This is a genomic window from Pseudomonas sp. MWU12-3103b, from assembly GCF_023100615.1.
Classification (GTDB): Bacteria; Pseudomonadota; Gammaproteobacteria; order Pseudomonadales; family Pseudomonadaceae; genus Aquipseudomonas; species Aquipseudomonas putida_A.
On sequence record NZ_JALMEY010000018.1, the window covers coordinates 126434 to 147246 of the forward strand.

Genomic DNA, 20813 nt, shown 5'->3' on the forward strand with positions numbered 1-20813 from the left:
AATAATTGTCAGGATTTGCGACAACCTGTAGGGTCGCGTTTTTTGCGCTGTTTCGAGATCGATCATGCAGGATGCAACCCTTCCCCGCCCAGCCCTGCTGGGCATTGACCTTGGCACCACCAACAGCCTGATCGCCGTCTGGCAGGACGGTCAGGCCCGATTGATCCCCAACGCCCTCGGCGAGGTACTCACCCCGTCAGTGGTCAGCCTCGATGAAGATGACACGATTCTGGTCGGCAAAGCCGCTCGCGCCCGCCTGACCACGCATCCCGACCGCACAGCCGCTGCCTTCAAGCGTTTCATGGGTAGCGACAAGCGGATCGAACTCGGAAGTCGCCACTTCAGCCCGGAAGAATTGTCGGCGTTGGTGCTCGGCTCGCTCAAACAGGACGCCGAAGTCTTTCTCGGCTACCCGGTATCGGAAGCGGTAATTTCGGTGCCGGCGTATTTCAGTGACGAGCAACGCAAGCGCACCCTGTTCGCCGCCGAACTGGCCGGCCTCACCGTCACCCGCCTGATCAATGAACCGACCGCTGCCGCGATGGCCTATGGGCTGCACGAGCAAAAGTTCGAGCGCACATTGATCTTCGATCTGGGTGGCGGCACGTTCGACGTCACGGTGCTGGAGTACGCACTGCCGCTGATCGAAGTGCATGCCTCCACCGGCGACAACTTTCTTGGTGGCGAGGACTTCACCGCTGCGCTGTTGCAAGCCTGCCTGAAAAACTGGCAACTGACCCCGTCAACGATCGATGCTCAAGGCATGGCCAGCCTTGGCGACGCGTTGGAGCAGCTCAAGTGCAAACTCGGCGAAGGCACTCAGTCATTGCGCTGGCACCATGCCGACCGGTCATTTGAATGGTCGCTGGACGAAGCCGCCGCCGTGAAGATCTGGGAGCCATTGCTCGCACGATTGCGCGCACCGATCGAACAGGCTCTGCGCGATGCACGCCTGAAGCCTAGGGATCTCGACAGCCTGGTGCTGGTCGGAGGCGCCACGCGGATGCCGGCGGTGCAGCAGATGGTCGCCACGCTATTTGGACGCTTGCCGTATCGGCATCTCGATCCGGACACCATCGTTGCACTCGGCGCGGCCACCCAAGCTGCGTGCAAGGCGCGTGATGGTGCGGTGGAAGAGTTGATCCTGACCGATGTCTGCCCTTACACGCTGGGTATTGCGACCATGCGCGGCAACGGTATCGACGGTGCCTTTTCGCCGATCATCGAACGTAACACCATCATCCCGACGTCACGGGTGGAGCGCTATCACACCACCCATCCCGGTCAGGCACAGATCCGCATTGCGGTCTATCAGGGCGAACGGCCGTGGGTACGCGACAACATCCTGATTGACGCTTTCGATGTCGACTTGACGCCCTGCGATCACATTCAGGAACTGGATGTGCGCTTCAGTTACGACATCAACGGGCTGCTCGAAGTCGACGTCACGCTGCTCGAAACCGGTGATCGCCACAGCCACAGTATTGACCGCAGCCCCACGGGGCTGGATGAACAGGCGCGAAGGGAAAGCCACAACCGCCTATCCACACTGAAGGTCCATCCACGTGATGCATTACCCAACCGCACATTGCTGGCCCGCCTGGAACGCGCGTGGATGCAGAGCCTCGGCACACAACGCGAACGCATTGCCGAATGGCTGCACAGTTTCACTACGGTACTCGGCGGCCAGCAACCGTCAGAGATTGCCAGCCACCGCTCGGAGCTCAACAAGGCGCTGGATCAACTGCGCCTTTAGCCGTTGAGCCGACGCAAAGCAGCCTGCAGGCCGCCGGAAAGCATGTCGCTACCACCGCTGTCCGGCGGTACGCCGTAGCGGTTGGGTAATTTATCTCCCGGAAAACCGAACAGCACCAATGGCAAAAATGGCAGGACCGGTGACAGCGCCATGAATATCAGCAACGTGGGTATGCCCCGGCCCATGTCGTGCAACCGGCGCAGAATGGCGCCGAGCAGCAGCAGGACACCGAGTAACAGGATGAGAATGCCAGAGGCCGTGGTGCCACTGATCAGACCTGCCACCGGTGTAATCACCACAACCCCCAGAACCTGAGCGATAAAAGCCTTGCGCCCCAGCCGAGACCCCAGGCGCCAGATCGCACCCGCCGGTACCGGCTGAATATCACTGTTGGCCAGCAGTAACCGTTCCGACCAGGACAGCAAGGCACACAATGCCAGCCGTAACCCGATACTGTTCTGCACGTCATCCTTGCCCTGCTGCAATTGGCGCAGTACGCGCGTTTTCGGCACACCGGCAGCGCCATAACGAATCAGGGACTTGAGTGCGTCCAGTGCCTCATACGCCAGCAGTTTGTCGACACCAAAATCCGTCAACACCTTGCGCGGCGGCCACACCGGCTCGCCCTTGATCAAGCCGTCGCGAAAACCTTCGAACCAGTCGTCCTCACAACTGACCGCCGCGATCGACTGCAACAAGGCACGATGCTGTTCGGCGCTCAGGCTCGGGTCGTGATAGAGCACGCCCCAGAACATCAACAAACCCAGCAGATCGTCACCGCAGGCTTCCCGGTCGCTTTCGACGCAGGTGTAAAGCAAGGTATTGGCAGGCAGTCTGGCGCTGTCGAGAGCCTGTTGCACGCTGAACAATTGCTGCACCAACAAACCATGAACCGGATCATCGCCTTGCAGCCATCCCAGTAAACCGTCGCAACTGCCTTGCTCACGCCGCAAGCGTTGCAACAGTGGCTGCAACCGAGCCAAAGGATGAGCAGGATTGAATGCCAGGCGCTCCAGGCACTGTGCATCAATCAACTGCAGCCAACGCCCGGGCTGCTCCAGCAACGCCAGTAAAAACAGGGTCTGGGCATTCCATTCCCATGTAGCCTGCCCCAAGCCAACCGGCGGCAATTCAATACCGCGAAGGCTCAACTGCAGCAGCAGATCGAGTTCGGACAAGTCGCAGTCGTCTTTGACGGCGCTCAGGCTGAACGCTTCGGCCATTCGCTCCAGCGCCGCGGCGCTGTAGGGCCGCAAGCGTCGCAGCCACAAACGACAGACCTTGTGCGTTTCGCCTTTTGTCAGCACCTCGGGCAAGTTCCGCGAAATCGCGTCCGCCTCGCAGAAAGCGTCCATCGCCTGCGCAATCGGGGCACTGCTCAACCAGCGCAGATGCTGCCCGGCCTGATATTTGAAACCACTCAGCACCAGGCTTTCGAGCGCATCGACCGGCAGCGGCGCATCCAGAATCTGCTGCAGCAACGCCGAATCCCCTCGATGCAGCGCCCAGGCATGGCGGTACAGATGCAGCAATCGGCTATCGGCATTTTCGCCCAAGAGCTGTGCTAACAATGGGAGCTCATCGCCCGTCATGCGCCAGTCGACAAAGCTCTGCGCCAGACTATCAAGCTGCAACCGCCCGACATCCAGCCAACGATTCAGCGTCTCGGGCCGTTGTGACGGACTGCCATATACCTGGCATTCATCCCCGAGATCCTCTGACCAGTCAGCGCAATCCTGCAGACGATCGAATGCCTGAATCAGTAGCGGTAGAAAGGTCGGCTGCCGCGTGGCGCACAATTCCAGCAGACGGCTTTCAGCCATCGGATGACGATGTTCGTTCCATAACCGGATCCAGCAAGGCAATGCCTGATCGTCCCGGCCCAACAAGCTGTTCTGACACGCCAGCAGGTACAGCCAGTCCACATCATCCGGAGCTGCAAGTTGCTGCTCGACACAGCACTGCAAAAATGTCGACGCACCGATTCCCGCTTGAGTGAACTGCACCAGCAAGCGCTTGATGAACACAGCATCATCCGGCAACGGCAGGCACGTGTGCTGACTGGCGAAGTCGGCGAACTCATGGAGGGGGCGCTGAGAGAAGATGAAGTCGAGACTACGGGCGTACCACAGCGATTCAGTCTGCGCAGACTCTGACCAGGCGCTCATCAGATCCGTGTTGAATGGGTCGGGCGTTTCGATTCGCTGCAGAAAGGCTTCCACCCGGTGTGCATCATCGAACTCCAGATCGAGCAACTGTTGATCCCAGGCCATTCGCCTGGCCAACAGGTTCGCGCAACGGTAGGACAACGGACCGGCACCCGCCATCCGGTGGTAGAGCCCCCAACTGAGCTCATCGAGCTCATCCAGTGACAACTCATCCAGTGCCTGGACAAATGCCTGCCATGCCGCGAAATTGAACCGCCGCGCGGGATCATCAAGCAGCTCGCAGAAATTCACGAACGCCTGAGGGATCGCGACGATCTCCTGCTCTGCCTCCTCGGACTGTACTTCGGACTCGTCCTCCTCTTCCTCACGCGCCAGACGCATCGCGTTTTCGTAAGCCATGCGCAACGCCTGAAAGCCCTCCGGATCGGTCTCTGGATGATGCGCCGGCAGGCGTGCGCGGTAGGCATTGCGAATCAGGTTTTCGTCAGTAGTAGGCTCGATGCCCAGTCGGATCCAGCAACTCATGACCAGTCGAACTCCTTGAGCGATGCCGGCCGTGGCGGCAGCTCAATTTCCATGTGCCAAGGCAAATCAGCCAGAAAGTGCGGAATGTTCTGCGCAAGGCCACGAGTAATCCGCAGGTTGTGGGCGCTGTTGCCCTGTCGGTCCAGCTCGCAAGCCAGCTCGTCATCGCTGGTGCTCAGGCAGCTCCAAAAGGTCCGACCCACCACAAAACCATTGAAATAAGCCATCCAGCTGCCGTAGTGAAATTGCGCCCTGATGGCCAAGCGACTGTGCAGCCAGTTGCTCTCGACCAAATCGATCCACTGATTGCGTACCGCACACCGCAGGAGAAACCCCATCCGCCCGTAATCCCAGGACAAAATCCCCCCGGGGCCGCAACTGCCGAACGTACGGCTGGCGAATTCATGCAGGACACGCTCGCGGGGGCTCAACTCTTCGAGCAACGCCTGCCATTGACTCGGCAGACAACGCTGCCAAGCCAGATAGGCACCGCTGAGATGCTTGGCATGGCCGTCATCGGTCATCCATTCGAGCATGTCGAACAATTGCCGCCGATCATCGATTCCCCAGCTGTCTTTCAGATCGATGTAATGGTCATCGCAGAACGCGGGGTCGTCGTATCCGGCGCCGGTATTGAGCGCAGCCATTGGTGCAGAAAGGGCGCACAGCCAGCGCTGTTGAATCTCGTCCATGAAAAAAGGCTCCAGGCCGACCGCCAAGGAGTGGGGCCGGCAAAACTGCGGCGGATTGTAGAGAAACCGCTGTCAGGGGCAAAGTCGAACAGCGCTTTTCTTGCGCCCACAAAAAGGCCCCGACGGATCGGGGCCTTCATTCAGCGGCTCAGCGCCTGTTCAGGCATTTTGTATCTGCACGTGAATCAGTGCTGCAGAACCGGCTTTTGCGCTCCGTTGATCGGAATGCGCTTGGCTTTCGCTTCTTCCGGGATCACGCGCAACAGGTCGATGCTCAGCAGACCGTTGCTCAGATCGGCGGCCTTGATCTCGATGTGATCGGCCAGGCGGAAGGACAGCTTGAAAGCCCGCTGGGCAATGCCTTGATGCAGGAAGGTCACGCCTTCGTTGGCATCACGCTTGCCACCACTGATGGTCAGCACACCCTTCTCGACTTGCAGCTCCAGGTCTTCTTCCTGGAAACCGGCTGCCGCTACGACGATACGGTATTGATCATCACCGTGCTTTTCCACGTTGTAGGGTGGGTAGGTGCTGCCTGGCTCGTTGCGCAGCGCGGTTTCGAACAGGTCGTTGAAACGGTCGAAACCCACCGAAGAACGGAACAGTGGTGCCAGGGAAAATGCAGTACTCATGGTTCAAATCTCCTGAAAACAATCAGCAAGGTTTTTTGACTCCGCGACCCGAATTCGGCATCGCGTACCCCTTAGATAGGGACCGCCAAAATGATTTCAAGAGAGTATTTGCAGATTTTTTTCAGGCTGCTGCGGCGACCGGCAAACCGAGCAAACGCGAGACCTGGTCCGGCTCTGTCTCGCGGCGCAGCACGGTAAACAGCTCGGTCGCCTCGGGATAATTGCGCGTCAGCATCGCCAGCCATTGCTTCAAGCGACCCGGCGATTGCCGTGCGGTCATCTGCGCCTTGGCTTGCAGCCAGAAGTCCTGAATCAGCGGCAGCAGCTCGGCCCAGCTCATCTCGACCACTTCTTCACCGGCGCGCGCGGCCGCGATCTGCCGGGCCAGATCCGGGCGCGATACCAGACCGCGTCCGAGCATGATGTCTTCGACGCCGCTGATCTCGCGGCAGCGGCGCCAGTCCTCGACGCTCCAGATATCACCGTTGGCGAACACCGGCACCTTGACCACGTCCTGCACCCGCGGGATCCACTCCCAATGCGCCGGCGGCTTGTAGCCATCGACCTTGGTCCGGGCATGCACCACGATGTGCTCGGCGCCGCCCTCGGCCAGCGCCGTGGCGCAGACCAGCGAGCCGTCCGGGCTGTCGAAACCGAGGCGCATTTTCGCGGTGACCGGGATGTGCGACGGCACGGCGCGACGCACGTGTTCGACGATGCTGTTGAGCAGTTCCGGCTCCTTGAGCAGCACTGCCCCGCCCCGGGACTTGTTGACGGTCTTGGCCGGGCAACCGAAGTTCAGGTCGATCACTTCCGAGCCGAGCTCGCAGGCCAGCGCCGCGTTTTCCGCCAGGCACACCGGATCGGAGCCCAACAATTGCACGCGCAACGGCACACCGGAACGGGTGCGGGCGCCGTTGAGCAGCTCCGGGCCGAACTTGTGGAAGTAGGCCGGGGTGAGCAACTGATCGTTGATCCGAATGAACTCGGTCACGCACCAGTCGATGCCGCCAACGCGGGTCAGCACGTCGCGCAGGATGTCGTCGACCAACCCCTCCATGGGCGCCAAGGCAATTTGCATGGGGAAAACACTACTCAGGAAGAAAAAACGTGCGGCAGTTTACTGGATATCGCAAGAAACCGCAGATCCCTTGTAGGAGTGAGCCTGCTCCCACAGGTTAGATTTTCGCTACCCCTGAAGTCTGGATCGCCGGGCCATAACCCTCGATGAACTCCGCCGGCATGCGCTTGGGTTTGCCGCTGGACAGTTCGATGCAGACGAATGTGGTCTGGGCACGCAGCAGGGTGGCGTTGTCGCTGGGGCGGATCAGCTGGAAGTGCCGGGTCATTTTCAGGCGCTGGTCCCAATCGACGATCCAGGTCGCCAGTTGCAGTTCGTCGCCTTCGTAGGCCGCCGCCAGATAATCGATTTCGTGACGCACCACGGCCATCGCCCGATCCAGGCGCCGGTATTCGACCAGATCCAGCCCCAGACGCTGCGAGTGGCGCCAGGCGCAGCGCTCGAGCCAGGTCACGTACACCGCGTTGTTTGCGTGGCCCAGCCCGTCGATGTCCTCGGCGCCTACTTGCAGATCAATGGTGAACGGCGTTGCCCGATCCCAGCCCATGCCCCACTCCCGGTCAGATTATTCAACCGGGGCAGTGTAACGGATGTCAGGCCGATTGCCGCGCCTGAAGGCTGCGCCCCGCCAACAGTGATAACACGCCATCAACCACCCGAGGGTCGGCCAGCACCCGCTGGTGGCCGCCGCTTTCCAGGCGCAGCAGGCGACTGTCGAACCAGGATTCGTGGATCAATTGCGATTCCTTGACCGAGACAAAGGTGTCGTCCTCGGCATGCACGATCAGGCCCGGCATATCCAGTTGATAGTGCGCGACATCAAGGGTCGCGGCGCGCATGCCGACGTCCTGCTCGACCTGGCGGATGAACGCCGAGCGCGCCCGCGGTGGCATGCCGACGTAGCGGGCAAAACCGCGCAGCACGCCGAGAATTCGTGCAGGGGCTGCAATGCTCACAAGGGTTTCGGTGCGCAGGCCCAGTTGCACCGCGAGCATGGCACTGGCGCCGCCCATGGAGTGGCCGATGACGGCTTGAAGAGGAGGCAATTCGGCGGCCGCTTCCAACATGGCGCGGGCGAACAGTACGACGTTGGCTTCACGCCCCGGCGAACGACCATGAGCCGGGCCATCGAGGGCAACGACGGTGTAACCGGCCTCAACCAGCGCCGTGATCAACGCCGCAAACTGGGTGGGCCGCCCTTCCCAACCGTGCATCAACAGCACCGCCGGCCCCTGCCCCCAACGCAGCGCCGACAGGCCGAAACGCAGCGTGATGCGTTCGGCACTCGCCAGCAGCGGCAGCTCCCAATCACGCAGCGGCAACGTGCGCGGCGTCATAAACGCCTGACGCATTTTGCTTGCTACTCGTTGCGGTGCAATCCAGCCCAAGGTGCCATTAACGCCACGAACCCACTTCAACGTGTTCATCGCTTTCTCCTCAGGCGTGCTGCCTTCAGGTCAACGCACCGCCGACTTGGCAGCGCGCAGCAATCGATCGGATAAATCGCCCGGACCCAGCGCGCGTGCCAGCGCCAGACCACCCACCATCAACGCCACATCGGCCAACGCCTTGTCGGTGTCCTCGGGGCTGGACGCCAACTGCGCAATCATCAGTTCCAGGTGTTCGTTCAGCGCAATGCGGAAGGATTCCGGCAGACGCCCAAGTTCGCCAATAGAGGCCGGAATCGGACACGCAGCATCGCTGGAATCACGGTGCTTGCGTGACAGATAGAACGCAGCGACCAAGGCGCGACGCTCTTCGCCGGTCAGCTCGGAATCCATGTCGGCAATCAGGTCGCGTCGACGGCTGAGCAGTTGCTTGAACGCCTCGAGCATCATCGCGTCCTTGCTTTCGAAGTGCGCGTAGAAACCACCGACGGTCAGGCCGGCGGCGCCCATCACTTCGCCCACGCTTGGATCCGCCGGGCCACGCTGCATCAGTGCGGCGCTGGCCGCCTTGAGGATGCGTTCTCGGGTTTGAGCTTTTTTATCGTTCATCGTTGCCTCCGAATATTACGACTAGAATATTATTCGCATAATAATATTCCGCAAGTCGAGGATATGACCGCTGGTCTGAAGCACAGTGTAAGGAAAAAGGAGAGTTGGCCAAACGCCAGACAAACAAAAGGGCCATTCAATAATTGAATGACCCTTATAAATCCCGCAGAGCGGGTAATCGTGGCGTCCCCTAGGGGACTCGAACCCCTGTTACCGCCGTGAAAGGGCGGTGTCCTAGGCCACTAGACGAAGGGGACACAAACCCTTCTATACAGCTGATCAGTGCTGAGATCTGATCTGATTCAAGGCCGGTGTGGCCAGACCTTGAACTGTAAAATTGGTGGAGCTAAGCGGGATCGAACCGCTGACCTCCTGCATGCCATGCAGGCGCTCTCCCAGCTGAGCTATAGCCCCGGATTTTTCGCCTCGCGGCGGAGCGACATCTTGCAACATCGCTTCTGTAAAACTGGCGTCCCCTAGGGGACTCGAACCCCTGTTACCGCCGTGAAAGGGCGGTGTCCTAGGCCACTAGACGAAGGGGACGCAAACCCTTCTATACAACTGATCAACGCTGAGTGTTGATCGCTTCGGAGCCGGTGTGGCCAGGCTTCGAAGTGTAAATTGGTGGAGCTAGACGGGATCGAACCGTCGACCTCTTGCATGCCATGCAAGCGCTCTCCCAGCTGAGCTATAGCCCCTCATCGTTGATGTCATCGCTGAGGACGGGGCGAATCTTAAGGGCGTATCGAAAGCCTGTCAAACTTATTTTTGAAAAATTTCAAAGTTTTTTGTCGGCATAACAATCACTTACCGCCCTCCCCCCGAAAATCCGGGGGAAAAACGCCGAAGGCCGGAATCAAACGATCCCGGCCTTCGGCGGTAACCGCAGAGTCAGACGTGCTTAAGCAATCGCGCCCAGCAGCTTTTCCCACTCTTTGTTTTCTTTCTTCGACACGCCACCCAGCAGGTCAATCGCTTGGCGCAGACGGAAACGGGTCAGATCCGGGCCGAGGATTTCCATCGCATCGAGCACCGATACCGAACTCGCCTGCCCGGTAATCGCGGCAAACATCAACGGCATCGCGTCACGCAGCTTCAGCTCAAGGGATTCGACCACCGCCTGAATCGTCGCGGTGATGCTGTCCTTCTCCCACTGACGCAGGCTTTCCAGCTTCCACAGGATCAATTGCATCAACTGACGCACCTGATCACCGGAAAGCTTTTTCGATTCGAACAGCTTGGCATCGGGATTGACGCCACCGGCAAAGAAGAAGCCGCCCAGCGGTGCAACCTGGCTGAAAGTTTCCACACGCCCCTGCACCAGCGGTGCGATCTTCATCATGTACTCGGAATTGAACGCCCACTTCTGCACGCGTGCGGCGAACTCTTCCACCGGCAGGTCACGCAGCCACTGGCCGTTGAGCCACGACAGTTTCTCGATGTCGAAGATCGGCCCGCCGAGGGACACACGCTTGAGGTCGAAGTTGTCGACCATTTCCTGCAGCGAGAACTTCTCGCGCTCGTCGGGCATCGACCAGCCCATGCGACCGAGGTAGTTGAGCATCGCCTCCGGCATGAAGCCCATGCGCTCGTAGAACGTCACCGAGGTCGGGTTCTTGCGCTTGGACAGCTTGCTCTTGTCCGGGTTACGCAGCAGCGGCATGTAGCACAGCTCCGGCTGCTCCCAGCCGAAGTACTCGTACAGCAGAATCAGTTTCGGCGCCGATGGCAGCCATTCTTCGCCGCGCAGCACGTGGGTGATGCCCATCAGGTGGTCGTCGACCACGTTGGCGAGGAAGTACGTCGGCAAGCCGTCGGTCTTCATCAGCACTTGCATGTCCATGCGATCCCACGGGATCTCGACATCGCCACGCAGCATGTCCGGCACCACGCAGACGCCTTCGGTCGGCACTTTCATGCGGATCACGTGCGGTTCGCCGGCGGCCAGACGGGCGGCGACTTCTTCCTTCGACAGCAGCAGCGCGCGGCCGTCGTAGCGCGGGGTCTCGCCGCGCGCCATTTGTTCGGCGCGCATCTGGTCCAGTTCTTCTGCGGTGCAGAAGCATGGGAACGCATGGCCCATGTCGACCAGTTGCTGGCAATACTTCTGATAGATATCGCCACGCTCACTTTGCCGGTACGGACCGTGCGGGCCGCCGACGTCCGGGCCTTCGCTCCAGTCGATCCCCAGCCAGCGCAGGGCGTCGAAGATCTGCTGTTCGGACTCGCGGGTCGAGCGCAACTGGTCAGTGTCTTCGATGCGCAGGATGAACTCACCGCCATGCTGCTTGGCAAAGCAGTAGTTGAACAATGCGATGTAAGCGGTACCTACGTGGGGGTCCCCGGTAGGCGATGGCGCGATGCGAGTGCGGACGGTGGTCATGGCATGTCTCGAAAAGAATGAAAAGCAAAACAATCAAGCGGCGAATGGTAACAGGCGACACCCGCCCCGCTCCAGCGGGCAGGGCATTTAAGCCAAGTTTGCGGCTGGAACGCCCATAGACCGTGGAGACGGGCCGAATATCAGCCATTGGCATTTACCGTTTATCGGCGGTATGCCAGATTCAGCCGCAGATAACTTTCCTTACAATTCCTCGACTACAGTTTGCCTCATGCCTGCCCAACTCAAGCGTCGTCTGTTTATTTTCCTGCTCCTGGTGCTGTTGATTGCCGGGGGCTTCTTCGCCCATTGGTTTTTCAAGGGGCGCTTTTATGAAAGCACCGATAACGCCTATGTCCAGGGCGAGATCACCCGCGTCTCCAGCCAGTTGAGTGCGCGCATCGACGAAGTGCTGGTGCAGGACAACCAGCACGTGGAAAAAGGCCAGTTGCTGGTGCGCCTTGAACCCAATGATTTCCGCCTGGCCGTCGATCGCGCCAACGCCGCCCTCGCCACCCGCGAAGCCGAGCGTTTGCAGGCGCAGAGCAAATTGACTCAGCAATCGAGCCTGATCGCCGCCAGTGACGCACAAGTGGCGACCACCCAGGCCACGCTTGGCCGCTCGCAGATGGATTTATCGCGTGCTGAAACCCTGCGCAAACCCGGCTACGTTTCCGAAGAACGAGTGACCACCCTCTCCGCTGACGCCCATATCGCCCGCTCACAGGTAGCCAAGGCCCAAGCAGATGCGCAGAGCCAGCGCCAGCAGGTCAATGCACTGACGGCCGAGATCAAACGCCTCGACGCACAGATTGCCAACGCCCGCGCCGATCTGGCGCAAGCCGAGCTCAACCTGACCCGCAGCGAAATCCACGCGCCGATCAGCGGCATGGTCGGCCAGCGCGCCGCACGCAATGGCCAGGTGGTGCAGGCCGGCGCGTATTTGCTGTCGATTGTCCCGGACGAAGACATCTGGGTGCAGGCCAACTTCAAGGAAACCCAAATCGGCCACATGCAGCCCGGACAGAAAGCCGAGCTGACCTTCGATGCCTACAGCGACACGCCGATCGAAGCGCGGGTCGACAGCCTGTTCGCCGCCTCGGGTGCGCAGTTCAGCCTGCTGCCGCCGGACAACGCCACCGGCAACTTCACCAAAGTCGTGCAAAGGATTCCGGTAAAACTCACCTTCAAGGCCGACAACCCGCTGCACGGCAAGATCCGCCCGGGCATGTCGGTCACCGCCACCGTGAACATCAAAGACGCCCCAGACAATGGCCGGTGATTCGCTGATCCGCCCGGTCGGCGAACCGACCCGGCGGGACTGGATTGCGGTAATGAGCGTGATGCTCGGCGCATTCATGGCGGTGCTCGACATCCAGATCACCAACTCCTCGCTCAAGGACATTCAGGGCGCGCTGTCGGCGACACTGGAAGAAGGCTCGTGGATTTCCACCTCGTATCTGGTCGCGGAAATCATCATGATCCCGCTGACCGCGTGGCTGGTGCAGTTGCTCTCGGCGCGACGGCTGGCGGTGTGGGTGTCGCTGGGGTTTCTGGTGTCCTCGTTGCTGTGCTCGATGGCCTGGAGCCTGGAGAGCATGATTGTCTTTCGCGCCATGCAGGGCTTCACCGGCGGCGCGCTGATTCCGCTGGCGTTCACCCTGACCCTGATCAAACTCCCCGAACACCACCGCGCCAAAGGCATGGCGATGTTCGCCATGACCGCGACCTTCGCCCCGTCCATCGGCCCGACCCTCGGTGGCTGGCTCACGGAAAACTGGGGCTGGGAATACATCTTCTACATCAACATCCCGCCGGGGCTGATCATGATCGCCGGGCTGATGTACGGGCTGGAAAAGAAGGAAGCGCACTGGGAACTGCTGAAAAGCACCGACTACACCGGGATTCTCACGCTGGGTGTCGGCCTCGGTTGCCTGCAGGTGTTTCTTGAAGAGGGCCATCGCAAGGACTGGCTCGAATCGAACCTGATCGTGACCTTGGGCAGCATTGCCCTGCTCAGCCTGATTACCTTCGTCATCGTGCAGATTTCCAAACCCAACCCGCTGATCAACCTCGGCATCCTGCGCAATCGCAACTTCGGCCTGTCGAGCATTTCCAGCCTGGGCATGGGCGTCGGTTTATACGGCTCGATCTATCTGCTGCCGCTGTACCTGGCGCAGATCCAGAATTACAACGCCCTGCAGATCGGCGAAGTGATCATGTGGATGGGCGTGCCGCAGCTGTTCCTGATTCCGCTGGTGCCGAAGCTGATGAAGTTCGTTTCGCCGAAATGGCTGTGCACCCTGGGCTTCGGGTTGTTCGGGCTGGCGAGTTTTTCATCGGGGGTGCTCAACCCGGACTTCGCCGGGCCGCAGTTCAATCAGATCCAGATCATCCGGGCGCTGGGTCAGCCGCTGATCATGGTGACCATTTCGCTGATCGCCACGGCGTACATCCTGCCGCAGGACGCGGGGTCGGCATCGAGCCTGTTCAACATCCTGCGCAACCTGGGTGGCGCGATCGGCATCGCCCTGCTCGCGACGCTGCTGGATGCGCGGACCAAGACCTACTTCGATTATTTGCGTGAAGCGGTGGTGCCGACCAATCCGCAAGTGGCCGAGCGGCTGGCGTCGATGACAGACCGATTTGGCAGTGACACTGCGGCGCTCGGCAAGTTGAGTGAGATCGTGCATCAGCAGGCGCTGATCATGGCCTACAACGACGCGTTTCACTTTGTCGGGATTGCGCTGGGGGTCAGCATGTTGGCGATCTTGTTGACCAGGAAATTGCCGGCGGGGTTGAAGGCTGGGGAAGCTCACTGATTTTTGTGGTGTCTGGACCGGCCTCTTCGCGAGCAAGCCCGCTCCCACAAGTTTCTTTGGTGATCACACATTTTGTGTACACCATCAATCCTTGTGGGAGCTGGCTTGCCAGCGATGGGGCCAAGTCAGCTATCACAGGCTTCTTTGGTGATCACACATTTTGTGTACACCATCAATCCCTGTGGGAGCGGGCTTGCTCGCGAAGAGGCCCGCTCAGGCGATGAAGATCAAACCGCCAATAGCCGCTCGCGCAACTTGGCAATCTCATCGCGCATCTGCGCCGCCGCTTCGAACTCCAGATCCCGCGCCAGCTGATACATCTTCTCTTCCAGCGCGCGAATGCGCTTGGTGATTTCGCTCGGCGAGCGCAGTTCGGCTTCGTACTTGGCGTTTTCTTCGGCAGCCTTGGCCATGCCCTTGCGCTTCTTGCTGCGCGAACCGGGCACGGTGGCGCCTTCCATGATGTCGGCGACGTCCTTGAACACACCCTTCGGGGTGATGCCGTTTTCCAGGTTGAAGGCGATCTGCTTGTCGCGACGACGCTCGGTCTCGCCAATCGCCCGCTCCATCGAGCCAGTGATGCGATCGGCGTAGAGAATCGCCCGGCCATTGAGGTTCCGCGCCGCCCGGCCGATGGTCTGGATCAGCGAGCGCTCGGAACGCAGGAAGCCTTCCTTGTCCGCGTCGAGAATCGCCACCAGCGACACTTCCGGCATGTCCAGACCTTCGCGCAGCAGGTTGATCCCCACCAACACATCGAAGGTGCCCAGACGCAGGTCGCGGATAATCTCGACCCGCTCGACGGTGTCGATGTCCGAGTGCAGATAACGCACGCGCACGCCGTGGTCGGCGAGGTAATCGGTGAGGTCTTCGGCCATGCGCTTGGTCAGCGTGGTGACCAGCACCCGCTCCTCGACCGCCACGCGTTTGGTGATTTCCGAGAGCAAATCGTCGACCTGAGTCAGCGCCGGACGCACCTCGACTTGCGGGTCGACCAGACCGGTCGGACGCACCACCTGTTCGACCACGCGCCCGGCATGCTCGGCCTCGTAGTTGCCCGGCGTCGCCGAGACGAAAATGGTCTGCGGGCTGACCCCTTCCCACTCGTCAAAGCGCATGGGCCGGTTGTCCAGCGCCGATGGCAAGCGGAAGCCGTATTCGACCAGGGTTTCTTTACGCGAACGGTCACCCTTATACATCGCGCCGACTTGCGGCACGCTGACGTGAGACTCGTCGATCACCAGCAAGGCGTCGGCCGGCAGATAGTCATACAGCGTCGGCGGCGCGGCACCGGCCGGACGTCCGGACAGGTAGCGCGAGTAGTTTTCGATGCCGTTGCAGTAACCCAGTTCGAGGATCATTTCCAGGTCGAAACGGGTGCGCTGTTCGAGGCGCTGGGCCTCGACCAGTTTGTTGTTGCTGCGCAGGTATTCGAGGCGTTCCTGCAACTCGACTTTGATGTGTTCAATGGCGTCGAGCAGGGTCTCGCGCGGCGTCACGTAGTGACTCTTCGGGTAGAAGGTGAAGCGCGGCATCTTGCGGATGACTTCGCCGGTCAGCGGGTCGAACGCGGAGATGCTCTCGACCTCGTCATCGAACAGTTCGATGCGGATCGCTTCCAGATCGGATTCCGCCGGATAGATGTCGATCACGTCGCCGCGCACGCGGAAGGTCGCGCGGGCAAAATCCATGTCGTTGCGGGTGTACTGCAGATCGGCCAGACGCCGCAGCAAGGCGCGCTGATCGAGTTTGTCGCCGCGATCGACGTGCAGCACCATCTTCAAATAGGTTTCCGGGCTACCGAGACCGTAAATGCACGACACCGTGGTGACGATGATCGCGTCCTTGCGCTCGAGCAACGCTTTGGTCGCGGACAGGCGCATCTGCTCGATGTGGTCGTTGATCGACGCGTCCTTCTCGATGAAGGTGTCGGACGACGGCACATAGGCTTCGGGCTGGTAGTAGTCGTAGTAGGAAACGAAATACTCGACCGCGTTGTTCGGGAAGAACGCCTTGAACTCGCCATACAGTTGCGCGGCGAGGGTCTTGTTCGGCGCCAGCACCAGCGTCGGGCGCTGTACCTGCGAGATGACATTGGCGATGCTGAAGGTCTTGCCCGAGCCGGTCACACCGAGCAGCGTCTGGTGCGCCAGCCCGGCTTCGATGCCCTCGACCAATTGGCGGATCGCTTCAGGTTGATCGCCGGCGGGCTCGAAGCGGGTGACTAGCTGGAATTCGGACATACACACCTCTGGGATCGCGGCTCGCGCAGAAAACAGCCGAGCCGCGGGGATGACCGCAAACGACCGTTGTCGCCCAAGGAAAAACGAAGATTGTGCTCAATGTGGAGCCGATTGCCTCGCCTTTCAAGGCAAACGTCCTACATCCGGTAAAGTCTCTGACAGAGTCAATCGACTAACGGTCAAGAAATAATCGGAAAAACTTGCCGGAAAAGCTGAATCGCCTGTCGCCATTGCTCAGTGATGGCCTCTATACTAGCTCCCCGTTTGTGCACCGCTCTAGTGCATTCGGCTGGAGCGCGACACGTCCCTCCACTCTCCATTCAGAGCCGCCGTAATAATGAGCCTGTTCTCCGCTGTCGAAATGGCACCCCGCGATCCAATCCTGGGCCTCAACGAAGCATTCAACGCCGATACCCGGACCACCAAGGTCAACCTGGGTGTAGGTGTTTACTGCAACGAAGAGGGGCGAATTCCCCTGCTGCGCGCGGTGATCGAAGCCGAAACCATTCGCGCTGCCCAGCACGCCTCCCGTGGCTACCTGCCGATCGACGGCATCGCGGCCTACGACCAGGCGGTGCAAAAGCTGCTGTTCGGTAACGACTCGCCGCTGATCGCTGCCGGTCGGATCGTCACCACTCAGGCTGTCGGCGGTACCGGCGCACTGAAAATCGGTGCCGACTTCCTCAAGCAACTGCTGCCGAACGCCGTCGTGGCGATCAGCGACCCGAGCTGGGAAAACCACCGCGCACTGTTCGAAACCGCTGGTTTCCCGGTGCAGAACTACCGTTACTACGACGCCGCCACCCACGACGTGAACCGCGCCGGCATGCTCGACGACCTCAACGCCCTGCCGAACGGCTCGATCGTTGTGCTGCACGCCTGCTGCCATAACCCGACCGGCGTCGACCTGACCCCGGCCGACTGGAAAAACGTGCTGGACGTGGTCAAGGCCAAAGGTCACGTGCCGTTCCTCGACATGGCTTACCAGGGTTTCGGCGACGGCATCGACGAAGACGCCGCGGCTGTGCGTCTGTTCGCTGAATCGGGCCTGACCTTCTTCGTTTCGAGCTCGTTCTCCAAGTCGTTCTCGCTGTACGGCGAGCGCGTTGGTGCCCTGTCGATCGTCAGCGAATCGAAAGAAGAAAGCGCGCGCGTGCTGTCGCAGGTCAAGCGTGTGATCCGCACCAACTACTCCAACCCGCCGACCCACGGTGCAAGCATCGTCGCCGCTGTGTTGAACAGCCCGGAACTGCGCGCCCAGTGGGAAGCGGAACTGGCAGAAATGCGCCTGCGCATTCGCGGCATGCGCGAGCAGATGGTTGCTCTGCTGGCGGAAAAAGCCCCGCAGCGTGACTTCAGCTTCGTCGGCCGTCAGCGCGGCATGTTCTCCTACTCCGGCCTGACCACCGAACAGGTGCATCGCCTGCGCAACGAGTTCGGCATTTATGCGCTGGACACCGGCCGCATCTGCGTCGCGGCACTGAACCAGAGCAACATCAAAGCGGTAACGGATGCGATCGTTCAGGTCATCTGATTTCGCCTGGCAATGAAAAACGGGAAGCCTTGGGGCTTCCCGTTTTTTATTTGTCCCGGAAAACTATCCGAACCCTCTAGACTGCACACAGATTCCATTGTGGGAGCGGGCTTGCTCGCGAAAGCGGTGCATCAGGCGACAAAAATACTGGCTGGGCCGACGCCTTCGCGAGCAAGCCCGCTCCCACAGGTTTTGTGTACACCTCAGAGTTCTGCGAGAACACCTATGAAAAACGACAATCTGCGCGCCGACCGAGACGACCTGGATGACTTCATCCCCCGCACCACGGCCAAACGCGACAAAAGCCTGGTGCTGCAAGTCGCAGCGGGCGTCTTCCTCGGCGGCCTGGCCCTGTGGCTGGTGCAACTGGCCGCCACCGCCGCTTACGCCAAACTGATGCTCGGCACGATCACCTTCGGCGGTTAGGCCAGTTCCGTCGCCCGTTGACTGGCCGCATCGTCATACGCGACGTAGAGCGATTCGGCGATCTGGCTTTTGATCGCCTTGGTGCTTTCCAGGCCGAGCACGAACCCTTCGGCCTTGCCGCCAGCACGGTTCAGCTCTTCAGCGGTGCTGGCCTGGGTGATCGCGTCGAAGAGTTTTTCGGCGTGCGGGCCGACGCCTTTGGGCAGGCTGATCTGCGTGACGCTCATACGAACACCTCGCGTGAAAGAGAAATCAGAACGGTTTGAATCATGGCGCGTACCTTTTGGCGAATGGCCGGCAGCGCGTGTGACCACTTCCGGGCAGCCATGGTAGACCTGTGAGGCGGTTCTGGTAATCGCTAATCGCTGACAAAGCACCGTCCGTCCTGCTCAAACCAGAAATTTTATATCCCGTGCTTGACTTCTCTTTTTGAATCAGTAACATACGCACCAATTCCGCAATAGCTCAGTTGGTAGAGCAAATGACTGTTAATCATTGGGTCCCTGGTTCGAGTCCAGGTTGTGGAGCCAAATAGCAAAGCCCCTGAATCGCAAGATTCAGGGGCTTTTTTGTGGACGCTCGAAAAGTCAAAAGATCGCAACCTGCTGCAGCTCTTTGTATCTCGACTTTCGAGGGAGGGACTCGAGTCGTGAGCTCATTAGGCTTTTTGCCCGTGATGTAGATCGTGCTCCAGCCCTCCACACTCACTTATATAGTTAATTCGAACGGTATCTTGGGTCCGTCTCTGGCGAGAGCATATATATCCGTCCCTCACTCCCTAGGGGATTTGCGGTGAATCAGGCGCTGGATAATTTGTATCAAAGGAATAACTGTCAGGGGAGTGGATTAATGAATCCCTCCCCTGCCACTCTCTTTTCTGTGCGTTTAAGGCAACAGAGTTTTTAGGCGTTGAAACCGATCATCCTTATTCTGAGAAGCGATATTCCGTTTATTGTTTTCTTCTGCGTCATCACGAATCTTAATGCATCAAACGCTTGACCGCTGGCTGGGACAACTTCTCTCGCATATTTATCTTGGCCGTCACCTTGCAGGAATAGCATCGAGGACACCACTTCATTGTTTCGCAGGAACTGAAGTTCGATGTGGACTGATGGTCGGAAGTCAAAGTCACCGTAGACTGTCGCACTCTTGGCACTGCCCTGCTTCAGTGCGACGGAGTACTCGATTTTATCCTCGAGACTAGTGCTCCATAACATGCATTCCAGGCCGCCAAGGTTATAGACTGCTATTTTCGAGCGAGTGGTGGTGTTTGTAATAACCGTTACTTTGGTGTGCGCCCCCTCTAGGAAGTCCTTTGGGTCTTTGATTTCAACCCCTTTTAAATATGACTGAAAATCTTCGACAAGGAAAAAGGAAGACGGTATCACGAACACTGTCCACACCCTCGACTCCGCCCCGTTGCCATACAACGCTTTGGCCTTGTAATCATGGCGCACGATCGACAGCCCAGTCAGCTCAACCTTCCATGAACCTTTGTCATCGGCCCTGGCCTTTTTACCAGTGGAGGTGGCGCCGTCGAAAATCTCCACCTCAAGATACTTAGTCGCCATCCCCGTCAGCCGAACAGTGCGGTCAACAGTGGCGCCTTCATCGTGGATTGGCTGCCCTTTGGAATCCTGCGCGGCGGTGATGGCCGGCACGACCCTATTCAACACGGTCAGGCGCCAGGTATTCGATGGCGGGTTATTTGCGTATTGACCAATGGCCTTGAAGGTATGCAACACGTCCAGCGATAACCCGCTCACGGTATGGGTCCAGATGGAGTTGCTGTTTGCCTTGGCCTTGCCTTTGGAGACCGCACCGAGGAAAACTTCAACCTCCTGGCCGGCCGGCGCGGAGCCAGTGAGCGTGATGCTGGTATGCACGGTGTAATCGTTTTCGGGGATGTTCCAGTTGCTCTCGTCTTTTACTGATGTGATGGCCGGTGTGTCGGCAGCCACCACGACCACGATCCGCGGCGGATCCGACACCTCGCCGCTGCCATACATCGCAGTAGCGGTGAAGCTGTGGGTGTCGGCGCTCAGCCCCGTCACCGGAAATTCCCAGTCACCACTCTGTGGATCGATGTCGGCCGTGCCTATTTCGATATTGCCGTCCTTGATCAGGACTTTCTGACCTTTAGCCCCTTTCCCTTCAAGCTTGATCGAGGTGTCAACGGTCGTGGCACCCGGGAGAATCTCATTCCCTTTGGAGTCTTCCACTCGGGTAATGTCGGGGCGCACATCCTCAAGCGCTTTGATCATGTAAGTGCGCACAGGAAAAACCACTGCCTCGCTTTCATTCGTGCTCTTGCCGAACGCCGCCTTGAATTCCATCCTTAGCGTGCTGCCATCCTTGAGGTTTCTCAAGCCTGCAAAGGCGATGCTCCGCTCGTAATAACCTTGATTGATCCACTGGGCGCTGACCATTGAGCCTGGTGCCGTATGGATCTGCAGGTTGTAGTCGCTGCCATCAGCGTTCGTCCCTTTCAGGCGCAGCCAGACATATTGGCCTGTGGCAATCAACGGCCAGACGCCCATGCGATAGGTGGCATTGG

Annotated in this window: 15 protein-coding genes, 5 tRNA genes and 1 pseudogene; 6 read left to right on the forward strand and 15 right to left on the reverse strand. The window is 59.6% G+C overall.

The genetic code is table 11. The features are described from left to right. The first annotated feature begins 64 nt into the window (after nucleotides 1–64). A complete protein-coding gene (locus M0808_RS24270) occupies nucleotides 65–1756 on the forward strand; it encodes a molecular chaperone HscC (protein WP_247842666.1) in 1692 nt (563 codons plus the stop codon). Here M0808_RS24270 and M0808_RS24275 read toward each other — a convergent pair. From M0808_RS24275 to gltX, 12 genes are all read right to left on the reverse strand, one after another. Next, a complete protein-coding gene (locus M0808_RS24275) occupies nucleotides 1753–4449 on the reverse strand; it encodes a DUF805 domain-containing protein (RefSeq protein WP_247842667.1) in 2697 nt (898 codons plus the stop codon). The genes M0808_RS24270 and M0808_RS24275 overlap by 4 nt on opposite strands. Continuing rightward, a complete protein-coding gene (locus M0808_RS24280) occupies nucleotides 4446–5141 on the reverse strand; it encodes a DUF1266 domain-containing protein (RefSeq protein ID WP_135296212.1) in 696 nt (231 codons plus the stop codon). Before M0808_RS24280 ends, M0808_RS24275 begins: the two co-directional genes overlap by 4 nt. A 185-nt stretch (nucleotides 5142–5326) precedes the next feature. Continuing rightward, a complete protein-coding gene (locus M0808_RS24285; RefSeq protein WP_108183245.1) occupies nucleotides 5327–5773 on the reverse strand; it encodes an Hsp20 family protein in 447 nt (148 codons plus the stop codon). 121 nt (nucleotides 5774–5894) lie between these two features. Next, nucleotides 5895–6854, reverse strand: coding sequence for a tRNA-dihydrouridine synthase (locus tag M0808_RS24290; RefSeq protein WP_247842668.1), 960 nt, complete (start codon nucleotides 6852–6854; stop codon nucleotides 5895–5897). Nucleotides 6855–6951: 97 nt separating this feature from the next. After that, a complete protein-coding gene (locus M0808_RS24295; RefSeq protein WP_096796150.1) occupies nucleotides 6952–7401 on the reverse strand; it encodes a thioesterase family protein in 450 nt (149 codons plus the stop codon). A gap of 46 nt (nucleotides 7402–7447) precedes the next feature. Next, nucleotides 7448–8281 carry an alpha/beta fold hydrolase gene (locus tag M0808_RS24300; RefSeq protein WP_096796149.1) on the reverse strand — a complete coding sequence of 278 codons (834 nt, stop codon included), beginning with the start codon at nucleotides 8279–8281 and terminating at the stop codon, nucleotides 7448–7450. A gap of 30 nt (nucleotides 8282–8311) precedes the next feature. Beyond that, nucleotides 8312–8851: a TetR/AcrR family transcriptional regulator gene (locus tag M0808_RS24305; RefSeq protein ID WP_007969225.1), complete on the reverse strand. Its 540-nt coding sequence runs from the start codon at nucleotides 8849–8851 to the stop codon at nucleotides 8312–8314. A 181-nt stretch (nucleotides 8852–9032) separates the two neighbouring features. Then, nucleotides 9033–9108: transfer RNA gene (locus tag M0808_RS24310), tRNA-Glu, on the reverse strand. An 81-nt stretch (nucleotides 9109–9189) separates the two neighbouring features. Then, a tRNA-Ala gene (locus tag M0808_RS24315) sits at nucleotides 9190–9265 on the reverse strand. Nucleotides 9266–9318: 53 nt separating this feature from the next. Continuing rightward, nucleotides 9319–9394, reverse strand: a tRNA-Glu gene (locus tag M0808_RS24320). A 79-nt stretch (nucleotides 9395–9473) separates the two neighbouring features. After that, nucleotides 9474–9549: transfer RNA gene (locus M0808_RS24325), tRNA-Ala, on the reverse strand. 203 nt (nucleotides 9550–9752) lie between these two features. Next, the gene (gene gltX / locus M0808_RS24330) at nucleotides 9753–11234 is read right to left on the reverse strand and encodes a glutamate--tRNA ligase (RefSeq protein WP_003226448.1); all 1482 of its coding nucleotides are present in this window, start codon (nucleotides 11232–11234) and stop codon (nucleotides 9753–9755) included. A 229-nt stretch (nucleotides 11235–11463) separates the two neighbouring features. Here gltX and M0808_RS24335 point away from each other — a divergent pair, with 229 nt between their 5' ends. Both M0808_RS24335 and M0808_RS24340 read left to right on the forward strand, forming a co-directional pair. Next, nucleotides 11464–12513: an HlyD family secretion protein gene (locus tag M0808_RS24335; protein ID WP_027611523.1), complete on the forward strand. Its 1050-nt coding sequence runs from the start codon at nucleotides 11464–11466 to the stop codon at nucleotides 12511–12513. Further along, nucleotides 12503–14053, forward strand: coding sequence for an MDR family MFS transporter (locus M0808_RS24340; protein WP_246881824.1), 1551 nt, complete (start codon nucleotides 12503–12505; stop codon nucleotides 14051–14053). Before M0808_RS24335 ends, M0808_RS24340 begins: the two co-directional genes overlap by 11 nt. A gap of 227 nt (nucleotides 14054–14280) precedes the next feature. On the opposite strand, the gene uvrB is transcribed toward M0808_RS24340, so the two are convergent. After that, a complete protein-coding gene (gene uvrB / locus M0808_RS24345; protein ID WP_007969222.1) occupies nucleotides 14281–16296 on the reverse strand; it encodes an excinuclease ABC subunit UvrB in 2016 nt (671 codons plus the stop codon). Nucleotides 16297–16633: 337 nt separating this feature from the next. Here uvrB and M0808_RS24350 point away from each other — a divergent pair, with 337 nt between their 5' ends. Both M0808_RS24350 and M0808_RS24355 read left to right on the forward strand, forming a co-directional pair. Further along, nucleotides 16634–17830 (forward strand): amino acid aminotransferase, encoded by a 1197-nt coding sequence (locus M0808_RS24350; protein WP_027611521.1) that lies wholly within the window; start codon nucleotides 16634–16636, stop codon nucleotides 17828–17830. A gap of 225 nt (nucleotides 17831–18055) precedes the next feature. Further along, nucleotides 18056–18256 carry a hypothetical protein gene (locus M0808_RS24355; RefSeq protein WP_003226457.1) on the forward strand — a complete coding sequence of 67 codons (201 nt, stop codon included), beginning with the start codon at nucleotides 18056–18058 and terminating at the stop codon, nucleotides 18254–18256. Here the strand turns inward: M0808_RS24355 and M0808_RS24360 are convergent. Continuing rightward, nucleotides 18253–18483, reverse strand: a complete 231-nt coding sequence (locus M0808_RS24360) for a hypothetical protein (protein ID WP_003226459.1) — start codon at nucleotides 18481–18483, stop codon at nucleotides 18253–18255. The two genes, M0808_RS24355 and M0808_RS24360, sit on opposite strands and share 4 nt — an antisense overlap. A gap of 227 nt (nucleotides 18484–18710) precedes the next feature. On the opposite strand from M0808_RS24360, the gene M0808_RS24365 reads away from it, so the two are divergent. Further along, nucleotides 18711–18786 (forward strand) — tRNA-Asn (locus tag M0808_RS24365). Between the two features lie 372 nt (nucleotides 18787–19158). Here M0808_RS24365 and M0808_RS24370 read toward each other — a convergent pair. Then, nucleotides 19159–20813, reverse strand: a pseudogene (locus M0808_RS24370) (hypothetical protein); the annotation flags it as partial.

Bases quoted from the DNA above. Each gene is read 5' to 3' on its own strand.
- M0808_RS24270 (WP_247842666.1), top strand. From the start codon at position 65: ATGCAGGATGCAACCCTTCCCCGCCCAGCCCTGCTGGGCATTGACCTT.
- M0808_RS24280 (WP_135296212.1), bottom strand. From the start codon at position 5,141: ATGGACGAGATTCAACAGCGCTGGCTGTGCGCCCTTTCTGCACCAATG.
- M0808_RS24300 (WP_096796149.1), bottom strand. From the start codon at position 8,281: ATGAACACGTTGAAGTGGGTTCGTGGCGTTAATGGCACCTTGGGCTGG.
- gltX (WP_003226448.1), bottom strand. From the start codon at position 11,234: ATGACCACCGTCCGCACTCGCATCGCGCCATCGCCTACCGGGGACCCC.
- M0808_RS24355 (WP_003226457.1), top strand. From the start codon at position 18,056: ATGAAAAACGACAATCTGCGCGCCGACCGAGACGACCTGGATGACTTC.
- M0808_RS24340 (WP_246881824.1), top strand. From the start codon at position 12,503: ATGGCCGGTGATTCGCTGATCCGCCCGGTCGGCGAACCGACCCGGCGG.
- M0808_RS24295 (WP_096796150.1), bottom strand. From the start codon at position 7,401: ATGGGCTGGGATCGGGCAACGCCGTTCACCATTGATCTGCAAGTAGGC.
- M0808_RS24290 (WP_247842668.1), bottom strand. From the start codon at position 6,854: ATGCAAATTGCCTTGGCGCCCATGGAGGGGTTGGTCGACGACATCCTG.
- M0808_RS24350 (WP_027611521.1), top strand. From the start codon at position 16,634: ATGAGCCTGTTCTCCGCTGTCGAAATGGCACCCCGCGATCCAATCCTG.
- M0808_RS24285 (WP_108183245.1), bottom strand. From the start codon at position 5,773: ATGAGTACTGCATTTTCCCTGGCACCACTGTTCCGTTCTTCGGTGGGT.
- M0808_RS24335 (WP_027611523.1), top strand. From the start codon at position 11,464: ATGCCTGCCCAACTCAAGCGTCGTCTGTTTATTTTCCTGCTCCTGGTG.
- M0808_RS24305 (WP_007969225.1), bottom strand. From the start codon at position 8,851: ATGAACGATAAAAAAGCTCAAACCCGAGAACGCATCCTCAAGGCGGCC.
- M0808_RS24360 (WP_003226459.1), bottom strand. From the start codon at position 18,483: ATGAGCGTCACGCAGATCAGCCTGCCCAAAGGCGTCGGCCCGCACGCC.
- uvrB (WP_007969222.1), bottom strand. From the start codon at position 16,296: ATGTCCGAATTCCAGCTAGTCACCCGCTTCGAGCCCGCCGGCGATCAA.
- M0808_RS24275 (WP_247842667.1), bottom strand. From the start codon at position 4,449: ATGAGTTGCTGGATCCGACTGGGCATCGAGCCTACTACTGACGAAAAC.